Origin of the sequence: Pseudomonas sp. 13B_3.2_Bac1 (genome assembly GCF_025466205.1) — a bacterium.
Taxonomy (GTDB): domain Bacteria; phylum Pseudomonadota; class Gammaproteobacteria; order Pseudomonadales; family Pseudomonadaceae; genus Aquipseudomonas; species Aquipseudomonas fluorescens_H.
On sequence record NZ_JANLOG010000069.1, the window covers coordinates 35,463 to 49,473 of the forward strand.

Below are 14,011 nucleotides of genomic sequence, written 5' to 3' on the forward strand. Positions count from 1 at the left end.
GGGCATTGCGACCCGGCTGGCCATGTAAGGATGCTGACGAATGCCGCGTATTGATGTGCCTGTTCTACATCGTGGTTTACGCCCGTTGTTTCGTGTCGCGCTGTGCAGCCAGTTGCTCTGGCCGGCACTGGCGTTTGCCGATACGCCCTATGATCAGATGGTGCGTGATGCCCGTGCCGGGCAGACAACGCCTGCGCTGAATGTGCTGCGTCAGGTGCCGCCCGGGCAATCGACCACCGGCCAGATCAGCGATCACTTGCAGATCGCCAGTTGGGCCGGTCTCGATGCCGAAGTGGTGCAGGTCTATGAGACCCAGGGTCGCGACCGTGCGCTGCCGGTGCAGGCACTGACCGCCACGGCCCGTGCCTATCGCAACCTCAAGCGTTGGGATCAGGCAATCCAGGTCTACAACAAAGCCCTGGCGCTGGAGCCGAGCAACGCTGATCTGCAACTGGGGCTGGCGCTGACCCAGGCCGACTCGGGCAAACCCGACGAAGCCGTCGCCCGCGCCAAAGCGCTGGTCGCCGCCAAACCCGATGATCCGACTCGTCGCCTCGCACTGGGCTATGCCCTGACCCGCGCCGGCAAGCAATACGATGCCCTGTTTGAATATGATCAGGCGTTCATCCGCGCCGGCAGCAAACCGGACGTTGCCCGTGAGTATGTGGTCGCCCTGCAAAAGGCGCGTCTGCCGGAGCCGGCACTGCGTCTGGCCAACCAGCGTCCGGGCCTGATCGACCCGGTAACCCTGCGCCGCCTCGAAGGCGACCTGGCCGCCGAGCGTGTGCGCCTCGCCGAGTTCGCCACCCGCAGCGAAAAAGAGCGCTATGTCATCGCCGACCGCGCGCTGGCCGACTACGACAAGCTGCTCGCCACCTGGACCCCCGACGCCAGTGCCCACGACGACGTGGTTCGCTGGCGCATCGACCGCATGGGCGCCCTCAAGGCACGGACGCGAACCGCTGAAGTCATCACTGAATACCAGAAGCTGCAAGCCGAAGGCGTGAAGGTCCCGACCTACGCCTTGCGTTGGGTCGCGGCGTCGTATCTGGATCAGCGCCAGCCGGAAATCTCCACCGATCTGTACCGTCAGGTGCTGGCGGCACCTGACGCCGATCCGGGGGATCGTCTGGAAGACACCACCGCCCTGTATTACTCGCTGCTGGAAAGTGATCACCCCGAGGAGGCCCGCAAGGTTTCGGATGACCTGGCCAAGTCAGAGAAGCCACGGGTCGAACTCAAGGGCCTGCCGATCGGCAACCCCAACGACGAGTGGATGGATGCTCAGCAACTGGCCGCGCAGGCCGGGACGTACGGCGCCGACCTGCCTCACGGCGAGGAAGGCCTGCAGACCCTGGTCGACCAGGCGCCGGGCAACGTCGGCTTGCGCGTGGCCCAGGCGGATCTGTATCTGGCCCGTGACTGGCCGCGCCGCGCCGAGAGTCAGCTCAAGGAAGTCGAGAGCATGGTGCCGCGCGACATGAGCCTGGAACTCGCTCAGGCGCGCACCGCGATGACCCTGCAGGAATGGCGGCAAATGGATGCGCTGACCGACGACCTCGTCGAGCGTTTCCCTGACAATCGCCAGGTGCAGCGCGCCGAGCGTGAGCGTGAAGTGCATGACATGTCCGAACTGCGCGTCGAAGCCTACGGCGGCAAGGCCAATGGCGGCGGCAGCAGCGGCGCCGGGGCGGTCAGCGGCAGCCGTGATTTCGGCATCCAGAGCACGCTGTACAGCCCGCCGATCGATGAAGACTGGCGGGTATTCGTCGGCGCCGGTTATGCCACTGGTGATTTTGCCGAAGGCACCGGCACCGACCGCTTCCAGCGCGTGGGTCTGGAGCGGCGTACCCGCGACATGACCCTGGAAGCCGAAGTTTCCAACCACGACTACGGCTATGGCGACAAGCAAGGCGCGCGCGTGGCGATTGCCCGCGACATCAACGACAACTGGCAGTACGGCGGCAGCTTCTCCTATCTGTCGGCCGAGACGCCGTTGCGTGCGTTGAACAGCGATATCAAGGCCAACGGCGGCAACGCGTTCATCCGCTGGCGCGCCAACGAAAGCCGCGAGTGGAAACTCTCCGTCAGCCCATCGCACTTCAGCGACGGCAACAACCGCGTCGAAGCCTTGCTCACCGGGCGCGAGGGCGTCTACAGCACGCCGCACGTGCAGGTCGACGCCGGTCTGGAGGTCGGCACCAGCCACAACTCCAACTCCGAAGACGTGCCGTACTTCAACCCGAAGGCGGACTTCAGTGTGATGCCCACGGTCAACGTCAATCACGTGCTGTACCACCGCTACGAAACCTCCTGGAGCCAGCAGTTCCAGGCCGGTGCGGGCACCTACAGCCAGCGTGATTACGGTACTGGCGGCATGGCGATGCTCGGTTATGGCCAACGTTATGCCTGGAACGACGTTTTCGAGGTGGGCGGCTTGTTCAGTGTGATCAACCGGCCCTACGACGGCGATCGGGAAACCGATCTGCGTCTGCTCGTCGACCTCACTTTCCGCTTCTAGAAGAGTTTGAAGATGCCTTTGATTTCGCGTTTCATCCTTCTGCTGGGAGTGCTGCTGGTCAGCGCCTGTGCCCAGCAAGCCCCGGCTTTCGCGCCGCCCTCGCAACGTCCGGTGGCGGCCAATGAAAAACCGTGGCCGAAAAACCACGTGCTGGGTATCGCCTATCACGATATCGAAGACCGCGACCCCGATCAGGCAGTGGTAGCCGTGCGCACCGAGCGCATGATCGAACAGTTGGCCTGGCTGCGCGAGAACGGCTACAAGCCGGTAACCGTCGATCAGATCATGGCGGCGCGCAAGGGCGGCCCGGAACTGCCGGCCAAAGCGATTCTGCTCAGTTTCGACGACGGTTATTCAAGCTTCTATACCCGCGTGCTGCCGGTGCTGCGCGCCTACAACTGGCACGCCTTGCTGGCGCCGGTCGGCGTATGGATCGACACTCCGCTCAATCAACCGGTGGATTTTGCTGGTGCACCCCGCGCACGCTCCGACTTCCTGACCTGGGATCAGGTGCGGGAAATCTCGCAATCGGGGCTGGTGGAAATCGCCGCGCACACCGACGCCAGCCACAAAGGCATCCTCGCCAACCCGCAAGGCAACATGCAGCCGGCGGCGGCAACCCGCCGCTACGATCCAGTCACCAAACGCTATGAGTCCGAAGAGGATTTCCGCGCCCGGATCCGCAATGACGTTGCGACCATTTCGGAAAAGATCCGCAAAGTCACCGGCAAGAAGCCGCGCATCTGGGTCTGGCCGTACGGCACGGCGGACGGCACTTCGCTGACCGTGGTCGGCGAGCAGGGCTACGAGATGGCCCTGACCCTGGACGACGGTCTCGATGCCCTCGACAACCTGATGAGCAGCCCGCGCTTCCTGGTGGCCTCCGATCCTGACGGCGAGCATTTCGCCAACAGCATCGTCGGCGTGCAATCGGACTTCGCCATGCGCGTGGTGCATGTCGATCTGGATAACGTCTACGATCCGGATCCGGCGCAGCAGGAAATCAACCTCGGCAAACTGATCCAGCGCATGGCCGACATGGGCGCGAACACCGTGTTCCTGCAGGCCTTCGCCGATCCGAAGGGCGACGGGCTGGTGCACTCGCTGTACTTCCCCAACCGTCACCTGCCGGTACGTGCCGACATCTTCGACCGCGTTGCCTGGCAACTGCGCACTCGGGCGCACGTGAAAGTGTTCGCGTGGATGCCGGTCCTGAGTTTCGGCCTCGATGCGAAGCTGCCGCGTGTCACGCGCTGGGATCCGAAGACCGGCACCACTTCGGTCGATCCGGGCCAGTATCAACGCCTGTCGCCATTCGATCCGCAAGTACGGCGGATCATCGGTGAAATCTACGAAGACGTGGCGCGCCTGACCTCGGTCGACGGCATTCTTTATCACGACGACGCGGTGCTCTCGGACTTCGAAGATGCCAGTCCGCAAGCGCTGAAAGCTTATGCAGCACACGGTTTGCCGGGTTCGATTGCCGCGCTGCGCGCCGATCCGGCGGCGATGCAGCGCTGGACGCGCTTCAAGAGCCAATACCTGATCGACTTCACCAACGAGCTGACCGCCAAAGTCCGGGCTATCCGTGGCCCGCAAGTGCTGACCGCACGCAACATCTTCGCCGAGCCAGTGCTCAATCCTGAGAGCGAAGCCTGGTTTGCGCAGAACCTTGACGACTTCCTCGTGACCTACGACTGGACGGCGCCGATGGCCATGCCGTTGATGGAAAAACAGACCCAGGCGCAATCCGGCCCGTGGCTCGAAGAACTGGTGGCAAAGATCAAGCAGCGCCCCGGTGCACTGGATCGCACGGTGTTCGAACTGCAGGCCCGCGACTGGACGAAAAAGGATCAGGCCGACATCGACGGTGCGCAACTGGCCGACTGGATGGGCCGGCTCAAGCGTCAGGGTGCGACCAGCTTCGGTTACTACCCGGACAACTTCCTCGACAACCTGCCGGACCTGAAAACCGTAAGGCCTGCGCTCTCCAACAAATGGAACCCATGACATGCTGGATAGACTGTTAGCCCTGCTTGTTCTGGCGCTCGTCCTCGGCGTGCCGCTGGGGTTGATCTTCCTGGTCACCGGGCAGTTCCTGATGGACTTCGTGTTCTTCTACCCGTTGTTCATGTCCGGGCTGTGGATTGCCGGCGGCCTGTATTTCTGGCTGCACTGGGAGCGCCACTGGCCATGGAAGGACGACACCCTGCCGCCGCCACTGGAAGGCGAGCCGCTGATCTCGATCCTGATCCCTTGCTACAACGAAGGTGAAAACGCCGCCGACACCATTCACGCGGCGCTGGCCCAGCATTACCCGAACATCGAAGTCATTGCGATCAACGACGGCTCCAAGGACAACACCGCCGAAGTGCTCGACCGGCTGGCCAAGGAAGACCCACGCCTGCGGGTGCTGCATCTGGCGGAAAACCAGGGCAAGGCTGTGGCCTTGCGCATGGGCGCCATTGCTGCGCGCAGCGAATATCTGGTGTGCATCGACGGTGACGCGTTGCTGGCGCCGAACACCGCGGCTTATCTGGTGGCGCCGATGCTCGACAACGCGCGGTTGGGCGCGGTGACCGGCAACCCGCGAATCCGCACACGGTCGACGCTGGTCGGGCGAGTGCAGGTTGGCGAGTTCTCATCGATCATCGGGCTGATCAAGCGCACGCAACGGGTGTTCGGGCGGATCTTCACCGTGTCCGGCGTGATCGTCGCGTTCCGCCGTACCGCGTTGAACCGGGTCGGCTACTGGAGCCCGGACATGATCACCGAAGACATCGACATCAGCTGGAAGCTGCAACTCGATCACTGGAGCATCTTCTACGAACCGCGTGCGCTGTGCTGGATCCTCATGCCGGAGACCCTGCGCGGCCTGTGGAAGCAGCGCCTGCGCTGGGCGCAGGGTGGTGCCGAAGTGCTGTTCAAGAACATCCGCGGCATCTGGCAGTACCGCCATCGTTATCTGTGGCCACTGCTGTTCGAATACTGCCTGTCGACCGGTTGGGCGTTCACCTTCCTGCTGTCGGTGATTTTCTGGGCGATCGGCAAGTTCGTGGTCATGCCCGACGCCATCGCCGTACACCACCTGATGCCGCCGGCGTTCACCGGACTGTTGCTGGCGTTCGTCTGTCTGGTGCAGTTCGCGGTCAGTATCATTATCGACCGGCGCTACGAACCGGGGCTGGGCCGAACCATGTTCTGGGTGGTGTGGTATCCGCTGGTGTTCTGGTTCATCAGCCTGCTGACCACGCTCGTCAGTTTTCCCAAAGTGCTGTTCGGCCAACATCAGAAGCGTGCGCGTTGGGTCAGTCCTGACCGGGGTATCAAACCGGCCGGAGACGACGAAGAGGAGGTCATCAAATGAAAATCATCCGGACCCGCCAGCGGCCATTTCTGGTGGTCGTCGATGTGATCCTCACCGTGCTGGCCTGGGTTGGCCTGCTGTACCTGCTGATTCGCGGGTTGTGGCCATTGATCGAGACGCACGCCGGCGGACCGCGGATCGACAGTTCGGCGTTCGAGGCCCTGGGTACGTTGGAGATTTACCTGTGGGTGGCGCTGGTCAATGCGGTCATTCTGATTGGCTGGGCGCGTTATCAGCAGCGCAAAAGCCGAAGCTTCGCGCAGCGTCGACTACCGGCACCGGTTGTCGATGACGAAGGCCTGAGCAAGAGCTTCAAGATCTGCGATGACCGCTTGCAGCAGCTGCGCACCCCCGGGGTGATCACCATTCATAACGACCAGGAGGGCGATGTCAGCCGTGTCGTGCTGAACTTCAGGCCAGTCGAGGCCACGGAACTGCCACCGCCGCTGGCGCCGCTGGAGCATCCACGGGTGATCTTCCTGCACTCGGAAGACGATGACAATCGCGGGCCGACGGCTCACTGAACGGCTCACGCAACCTCGGCAGGAGCTGTATTCACCCGCGAATCAGCTCCCACGCTTCTTCCATTTCCAGCGGTTGCTTCATGCGTTCGGCGAGCATGGCCATCTCCCGCTCTTTCTCGCACGCCACGGCCGCCACGACGACGCCGTTTTTGCCGAACAGGCCGAGGAACGGTGGCTGTTCCGGCTCGCCGATGAACTCCACTTCATCCCAATGTTCGGCGTGGCCCAAGTAGTCGTAGTTCTTGCCGAAGTGCCAGGTCCAGAAAAACGGTACGTCCAGATAATGTTCGTCAGCGCCGAGCATGTTGGCGGCGGCGATGCGCGCGTGTTGCTGGGCCAGGCGCCAGTGTTCGATGCGTTGTGGCTGGCCGTTCAAGGGAAAGGTCGCGATGTCGCCAATCGCCCACAGGCCTTCAGCGACGCGCATGCCGGCATCGACCCGCAATGACTGATCCTTTTCCCTGGGCAACGAGGCGAAGGCCTCGGTGGCCGGATGCACGCCGATCCCTGCCAGCACCAGATCCGCCTTCACCCGCAGGCCATTATCCAGCAGCACTGCCTCCACCTTGCCTTCGCCAACGATTTCCCGCGCTTGATGCTCAGCGATGAACTTCACCCCGTTTTTTTCGTGAAGTGCACGGATCGCTTTGCCCACGGCTTCGCCGAACTGCGCGGCGAACGGTACCTGGTGCCGCGCCAGCACGGTCACTTCGAGGCCGTGCTGGCGCAACGCCGAAGCACATTCGAGGGCGATAAAGCTGTCGCCGATGATTACCGCGCGTTGCTCCGCCTTGGCTGCGCTCATGATCTGCCCGGCTTGCGCCTTCGAGCGCAGGACAAAGACTTGCGGCAGATCGGCGCCGGGCAGCTCCAGTGAATTGGGCACAGCACCGGTGGCCAGCACGGCCGCGTCGTAACGCAGGGATTGGCCCTCGCGCAGGTGCAGGATTTTGCCGTCGACATCGATTGACCGGACTTCGTCCTGAAGCCGTTCGAGGCGTTGTTCGCGGTAAAAATCGTCATCACGCAGCGGCGGGGTTTCGCTGACTTGCATCTCTGCGGCGAGGACGAATTTGCTCAGCACCGTACGGTCATAACCGGCCTCGGGTTCATGGTCGATCATCACGACGCGGCCACCAAACCCCTTTTCCCGCAGCGCCGCCGCACACGCCGTGCCTGCCGCTCCGGCACCGACGATCACAAAGGTGCGCGCATCATCGGCCGGTGGAACATGCGGATCGAATATCGGCTGATCATCCACCCAGACTTCATCACCACGCATTTCCAGCGGATAACGCTTGAGGCTGTCCAGCGCCGGCGGTTCGCACAGTGCACCGTCCTCGGCGCGGAACGCGGCTTTGTGCCACGGGCAGATCAGACGACCATGGCACAGCGCTCCGTCAGCCAATGGCGCGCCGGCGTGTGGGCATTCGCCCTGAAATGCACGTAATTGGCCGGCGACACGCAACAAAACCAGCTTGCAGTCGCCGATCTGCACCGGCAGGCCACGGTCTTCAGGGACATCGGCGAAACGGGCGACACGGTGCAGGCTCATGTTCGTGCTCCTGGCAGGCATTTCTCTTACGAGTTTGCGGCGCAGTGCGAGGTTCAGCCAATTGCTACTGCCACGGCACGAACGGTACGGCTATAGTTTGCAGGCCGACGAAGGCCCAACTGCACAAGGTGCTCCCGGAATGACCCGATTGACCTCTCTAAACCCTTGGCTGGCGGCCGTCGCCGTCGCCCTTTGCGTGCAGTTTCCGGCGCAGGCGGCCGAGCGCTTTACCCTCGACATCCCCGGTGTCTCGGACAACCGCCTGTTCACCTCGGCTGCCGCGAGCGATGCGGCAGGCTGTGGCGGCAAGAACCAGTCGCCAGCGCTGGCCTGGAATGCGGGCCCTGCCGGTACCCTGAGCTACGCGATCGTCATGCACGACCCGGACGGCCAGAAAGGCCTGGGCGTCGATCACTGGATTCACTACGGCATCAAGGCCACCACCCGGCAGATCCCGGCCGGCGTCGGCGCCAAATCCAGTCTTGAAGGCGTGGGCGGCACCAACAGTAAAGGCACCACCCATTACATCGGGCCGTGCCCACCGGTCGGCGACAGCGCCCACCACTACATCATTCAGATCTACGCCCTCGATCTGGCCCCGGACGCCTTGCCCGCCGGCCTGACCCGCGCCGAACTGATGGACAAAATCAAAGGCCACGTACTGCGTAACAGCAGCGTGGTACGGCGTTATCACCGCTGAAAAAATTTTCAGCGGCGTTTAACCCGATCTGAAAGGGCTGGCTGCCTCAGTGGATGAAGGATCACGTTCATCCACTGAGGCGGGCAGCCCCGTGTTTCGTTGCCTGCCTTTACCGCGACGCCTGTGCCGCGAACAAATCCGCTGCTAGCGAGCGGATGAATCTCCAGCCATTTGGCATTGCCCGGCAAAAACGCGCACTATCGGGCCATGGCTGAAGCGCTGGAGAACAAAGTGGCACCAAAAATCGACCGCATCGCCCAACTCCTCAACTGCCCGCAGAAGGGCGAGGAGATGCGGCGAGCGATTACCGAGGCTCGCAAGGAGTTTCTGCTGAACCAGTCGGAAGAAGACGTCGTGGAAGAGGACGAGGTTTTTGAGGAGGTTGGGGAAGATCAGGAAGACGACGATTACGACGAGTTTGACTGGACGACGGAGTGACCGCCGCCAGAGGACTGCGTTGCGCCCACAAAAAAGCCCCGGACCATCACAGTCCGGGGCTTTCTCGTTTCAATTCATGGCGCACCAGGCGGGATTCGAACCCACGACCCCTGCCTTCGGAGGGCAGTACTCTATCCAGCTGAGCTACTGGTGCAGCGGGCGACATCATACCTAGGTCGGCTCGGGGCGTCCATGCCGGGTTTGGGCGGGTTTTGTCAGTGCGCGTGTCGGTGCGCGGGCGCTGCATTCCTTAAAGCTGTAACGTCCTGCAAAACCCTCGCTTGGCGCTTTTTCCCGGCTGATCTATGGTTTGGCTGCGGCCGGGGGTTTTTGCTCGTTGATCTGAAAAAACCAGCAAACGCTGGGTTTTTGTTCTTTTTTTCGAACGGCCTATTGTCCTTTAACCCCTTTGCTCCTACGATCCGTTTGAGATTTCAAACGCTCTTTGATCGGGTGTTGAGCCGCACGTGTTTGCAACCGTGCGCTTTTTAGAGGTTTCAGCCCGGTCCATGATTTCCCTGACGGCAGCCTTGCGAGGCGCCTTTCTACAATCATAATTTTGCTCCGCGCAGGCCGCGGTGCTGTTAAGGAAAGCCGACATGCAGCTTAAAGATACCCAGTTGTTCCGCCAGCAAGCCTTCATTGATGGCGCTTGGGTCGATGCGGACAACGGTCAGACGATCAAGGTCAACAACCCGGCCACCGGCGAAATCCTCGGCACCGTGCCGAAAATGGGCGCCGCCGAAACCCGCCGTGCCATCGAAGCCGCTGACAAAGCGCTGCCGGCCTGGCGTGCACTGACCGCCAAGGAGCGTGCAGGCAAGCTGCGTCGCTGGTTCGAACTGATGATCGAGAACCAGGACGACCTCGCGCGCCTGATGACCCTCGAGCAGGGCAAGCCGCTGGCCGAAGCCAAGGGCGAAATCGTTTACGCCGCTTCGTTCATCGAGTGGTTCGCCGAAGAAGCCAAGCGCATCTACGGCGACGTGATCCCGGGCCACCAGCCAGACAAGCGCCTGATCGTGATCAAGCAGCCGATCGGCGTGACCGCCGCGATCACCCCGTGGAACTTCCCGGCGGCGATGATCACCCGTAAAGCCGGTCCGGCGCTGGCCGCCGGTTGCACCATGGTGCTCAAGCCGGCGTCGCAAACGCCATTCTCCGCTTTCGCCCTGGCCGAACTGGCGCAGCGCGCCGGCATCCCTAAAGGCGTGTTCAGCGTGGTCTCCGGCAGCGCCGGCGACATCGGCAGCGAGCTGACCAGCAACCCGATCGTGCGCAAGCTGTCCTTCACCGGCTCGACCGAAATCGGTCGTCAACTGATGGCGGAATGCGCCAAGGACATCAAGAAAGTCTCGCTGGAACTGGGCGGCAACGCGCCGTTCATCGTGTTCGACGACGCAGACCTGGATAAGGCCGTCGAAGGCGCGATCATCTCCAAGTACCGCAACAACGGCCAGACCTGCGTCTGCGCCAACCGTCTGTACATTCAGGATTCGGTCTACGACGCGTTCGCCGAGAAGCTGAAAGTCGCGGTGGCCAAGCTGAAGATCGGCAACGGTCTGGAAGAAGGCACCACCACTGGCCCGCTGATCGACGAGAAAGCCGTGGCCAAGGTGCAAGAGCACATCGCTGACGCCGTGGCCAAAGGCGCCACCGTGCTGGCCGGTGGCAAGCCGATGGAAGGCAACTTCTTCGAGCCGACCATCCTGACCAACGTGCCGAAAGATGCCGCTGTCGCCAAGGAAGAAACCTTCGGCCCGCTGGCACCGCTGTTCCGCTTCAAAGACGAGGCCGAAGTGATCGCGATGTCCAACGACACCGAGTTCGGTCTGGCTTCCTACTTCTACGCTCGCGACCTGGGCCGGGTGTTCCGTGTGGCTGAAGCCCTGGAATATGGCATGGTCGGCGTCAACACCGGGTTGATCTCCAACGAAGTCGCGCCGTTCGGCGGCATCAAGGCGTCGGGCCTGGGCCGTGAAGGCTCCAAGTACGGCATCGAGGATTACCTGGAAATCAAATACCTCTGCCTGGGCATCTAAGCCGGGAAAGGGATCGCTGCAAACGCAAAGGGCACGAGAGCGCTGTCCCTTTGCGTCGTTTCAAACCGGAATTTTCTCTGCGGCCGGGAACGCCGTGGCAGTCGATCATCGCATGCTGCCACCGCCGATTCCTCCCGCTTAATCCTTGAACCACGCCGCCCGATGAGCGGTGAATGAGGACTGTAATGAGCAAGACTAACGCTGAACTGATGGCCCGCCGTACCGCAGCTGTTCCACGTGGTGTTGGCCAGATTCACCCGATCTTCGCTGAATCGGCAAAGAACGCTACCGTGACTGACGTTGAAGGTCGTGAATTCATCGACTTCGCCGGCGGTATCGCTGTGCTGAACACCGGCCACGTGCACCCGAAAATCATCGCGGCCGTGACCGAACAGCTGAACAAACTGACCCACACCTGCTTCCAGGTACTGGCCTACGAGCCGTACGTTGAGCTGTGCGAAAAGATCAACGCCAAGGTGCCAGGTGATTTCGCCAAGAAAACCCTGCTGGTGACCACCGGTTCCGAAGCCGTGGAAAACGCCGTGAAAATCGCCCGTGCCGCCACTGGCCGTGCCGGTGTGATCGCCTTCACCGGCGCTTACCACGGTCGCACCATGATGACCCTGGGCCTGACCGGTAAAGTCGTGCCTTACTCGGCCGGCATGGGCCTGATGCCAGGCGGCATCTTCCGCGCGCTGTACCCGAACGAACTGCACGGTGTGAGCATCGACGATTCGATCGCGTCCATCGAACGCATCTTCAAGAACGACGCCGAGCCGAAAGACATCGCCGCGATCATCATCGAGCCTGTGCAGGGTGAAGGTGGTTTCTACGTCGCGCCTAAAGAATTCATGAAGCGTCTGCGTGCCCTGTGCGACCAGCACGGCATCTTGTTGATCGCTGACGAAGTGCAGACCGGCGCTGGCCGTACCGGCACCTTCTTCGCCATGGAACAGATGGGCGTTGCTGCCGATCTGACCACCTTCGCCAAATCCATCGCTGGCGGCTTCCCGCTGGCCGGTGTCTGCGGCAAGGCCGAATACATGGACGCCATCGCTCCAGGCGGCCTCGGCGGCACCTACGCCGGTAGCCCGATCGCTTGCGCTGCGGCCTTGGCCGTGATGGAAGTGTTCGAAGAAGAACAACTGCTGGACCGCTGCAAGGCTGTCGGCGAGCGTCTGGTGACTGGCCTGAAGGCCATTCAGGCGAAGTACCCGGTGATCGGCGAAGTGCGTGCCCTGGGCGCGATGATTGCGGTCGAGCTGTTCGAAAACGGCGACAGCCACAAGCCAAACCCGACCGCCGTTGCGGCAGTCGTGGCCAAGGCGCGTGACAAGGGCCTGATCCTGCTGTCCTGCGGCACCTACGGCAACGTGCTGCGCGTACTCGTACCGCTGACCTCGCCGGATGAGCAACTGGACAAAGGTCTGGCGATCATCGAAGAGTGCTTCTCGGAGCTGTAAGCCCGGCACTGTGTGATCGGCTCGACAAAAAACCCGCTTCGGCGGGTTTTTTTACGCCCCTTGAAACACATCAGGCGCTTTTGCGCTGTATCGAAAGGCCAGCATTGGCTAAGGTTCAGGCATTGCAAGGGAGAGCGCGCATGACTGCCGTTGATTTACCCGCCGTACCCCGGGTGCTGATTGCCGAGGCTGACCCATGGTCTCGTGACCTGCTCAAACAAGTGCTGCTCAATGTGCGCTGCGATGCGCGACTGGATCTGTGTGCCGACGGCCAGCAAGCGCTGTCGTTGCTTAGCGAAGTGCCGTATGACCTGGCCATCGTCGATTGGGAGTTGCCGGGCATCGACGGTCTGAGCGTGCTGCGCAGCGTGCGCCAGCGCAAACGCAATCCGCCGCTGCCGTTCATTCTGATGAGCAGTCGCAACGACAGCGCCAGCGTGCGCGAAGCCATACCCTTGGCCCCGACGGCCTACCTGACCAAACCGTTGAACATGGAAAGCCTGACCGAGCGGCTGCAGGGTTTGCTGCTGAACGCGGGTGAAGAGGTGTTCTGCGAAGTGCCGACGCTGGCGCCGGGCATGACCTTGTCGGTGTTCCTCGAGCGACGCCGCGAGCAGGCCGATGGCGCGCCGTTGATGACCGATGTGCAGGTGGCGGTCAAACGCAGCCTCAATCCCAATGGCCTCGACCTGAAGCTGCTGGAAGAAGAGATCCGCACTGATCCGCAGATCACCGCCGTGCTGATCGCCGCCGCCAACAGCGCGGCGCAGCATCATGGCGCCGCGGTGCAGACCCTCGGGCAGGCGCTGCATCGGCTCGGCACCGGGCAGAGCATGAACCTGATCCTCGGCCTGGCGCTCAAACGCAGCGCCAAGCTCAGTGACCCGTGCCTGGCGGACTACGCCGAGCGCTACTGGGGGCTGTCGCTGCACACTGCGGAATACGCGCGCACACTGGCGCGCCTGCTCGATCTGGATCAGGAGCGCTGCTACTGCGCCGGTATGTTGCATCGTCTCGGCGACCTGGCGTTGCTGCGCTGTTTGCAGGAGTGGCAGCAGGCTGGTGGCGCACTGGATGAACTGGAGGAAGTCGGCGACGCGCTGGCGGAATTCGGCGCGGCCTACGGTTCGGCGCTGCGCACGCGCTGGCGCCTGCCGCTGGAGCTGCGGGAGTTGATTGCGTCGGTCTATCAGCTCGGTGGCGGGGTTTACTCCCGGGAGGCGCTGGTGATGAACATGGCAGCGCAAATGGCCCGTCTGACCGAGCATGAGGGGGTTGAGGAACTGGCGAAGAGTCGTACGGCGCGGTTGCTGAAGATCGGGCTGCCGGAATTGATGCGGATGCGTAAGTAACCGGATTTGCATAAACCCCCTGTGGGGGGGGGGGGGGGGGGGGGGGGGG

Annotated in this window: 10 protein-coding genes and 1 tRNA gene; 9 read left to right on the forward strand and 2 right to left on the reverse strand. The window is 62.5% G+C overall.

Translation table 11 applies throughout. From position 1 onward, the window contains the following. Positions 1 to 40 precede the first annotated feature (40 nt). Genes pgaA through pgaD form a run of 4 tightly spaced genes read left to right on the forward strand, consistent with a single transcriptional unit; the run spans position 41 to position 6,412 of the window. The gene (gene pgaA / locus NTD85_RS10425; RefSeq protein WP_262142084.1) at positions 41 to 2,521 is read left to right on the forward strand and encodes a poly-beta-1,6 N-acetyl-D-glucosamine export porin PgaA; all 2,481 of its coding nucleotides are present in this window, start codon (positions 41 to 43) and stop codon (positions 2,519 to 2,521) included. A gap of 12 nt (positions 2,522 to 2,533) precedes the next feature. Beyond that, on the forward strand, positions 2,534 to 4,531 hold the full coding sequence (gene pgaB, locus NTD85_RS10430; protein ID WP_262142085.1) for a poly-beta-1,6-N-acetyl-D-glucosamine N-deacetylase PgaB: 1,998 nt from the start codon (positions 2,534 to 2,536) through the stop codon (positions 4,529 to 4,531). A gap of 1 nt (position 4,532) precedes the next feature. Next, positions 4,533 to 5,888, forward strand: a complete 1,356-nt coding sequence (gene pgaC, locus NTD85_RS10435; protein ID WP_262142086.1) for a poly-beta-1,6-N-acetyl-D-glucosamine synthase — start codon at positions 4,533 to 4,535, stop codon at positions 5,886 to 5,888. Further along, positions 5,885 to 6,412 carry a poly-beta-1,6-N-acetyl-D-glucosamine biosynthesis protein PgaD gene (gene pgaD, locus NTD85_RS10440; protein WP_003220491.1) on the forward strand — a complete coding sequence of 176 codons (528 nt, stop codon included), beginning with the start codon at positions 5,885 to 5,887 and terminating at the stop codon, positions 6,410 to 6,412. The genes pgaC and pgaD overlap by 4 nt, the downstream gene beginning before the upstream one ends. Positions 6,413 to 6,443: 31 nt before the next feature. Here pgaD and NTD85_RS10445 read toward each other — a convergent pair whose 3' ends face one another. Beyond that, on the reverse strand, positions 6,444 to 7,967 hold the full coding sequence (locus tag NTD85_RS10445) for an FAD-dependent oxidoreductase (RefSeq protein ID WP_262142087.1): 1,524 nt from the start codon (positions 7,965 to 7,967) through the stop codon (positions 6,444 to 6,446). 139 nt (positions 7,968 to 8,106) lie between these two features. Here NTD85_RS10445 and NTD85_RS10450 point away from each other — a divergent pair, with 139 nt between their 5' ends. Then, positions 8,107 to 8,667, forward strand: a complete 561-nt coding sequence (locus NTD85_RS10450) for a YbhB/YbcL family Raf kinase inhibitor-like protein (RefSeq protein WP_262142088.1) — start codon at positions 8,107 to 8,109, stop codon at positions 8,665 to 8,667. 207 nt (positions 8,668 to 8,874) lie between these two features. Beyond that, positions 8,875 to 9,105, forward strand: coding sequence for a hypothetical protein (locus tag NTD85_RS10455; protein ID WP_262142089.1), 231 nt, complete (start codon positions 8,875 to 8,877; stop codon positions 9,103 to 9,105). A gap of 77 nt (positions 9,106 to 9,182) precedes the next feature. Here NTD85_RS10455 and NTD85_RS10460 read toward each other — a convergent pair. Further along, positions 9,183 to 9,259 (reverse strand) — tRNA-Arg (locus tag NTD85_RS10460). Between the two features lie 445 nt (positions 9,260 to 9,704). Here NTD85_RS10460 and gabD point away from each other — a divergent pair. From gabD to NTD85_RS10475, 3 genes are all read left to right on the forward strand, one after another. Then, complete coding sequence (gene gabD, locus NTD85_RS10465; protein WP_003220501.1) at positions 9,705 to 11,147, forward strand: NADP-dependent succinate-semialdehyde dehydrogenase; 1,443 nt, start codon at positions 9,705 to 9,707, stop codon at positions 11,145 to 11,147. A 185-nt stretch (positions 11,148 to 11,332) separates the two neighbouring features. Then, entirely contained in the window at positions 11,333 to 12,610 is a 1,278-nt protein-coding gene (gene gabT / locus NTD85_RS10470) for a 4-aminobutyrate--2-oxoglutarate transaminase (RefSeq protein WP_003220503.1), read from the forward strand. A 140-nt stretch (positions 12,611 to 12,750) separates the two neighbouring features. Next, positions 12,751 to 13,962, forward strand: a complete 1,212-nt coding sequence (locus tag NTD85_RS10475; protein WP_262142090.1) for a response regulator — start codon at positions 12,751 to 12,753, stop codon at positions 13,960 to 13,962. The last annotated feature ends 49 nt before the right edge of the window (positions 13,963 to 14,011 follow it).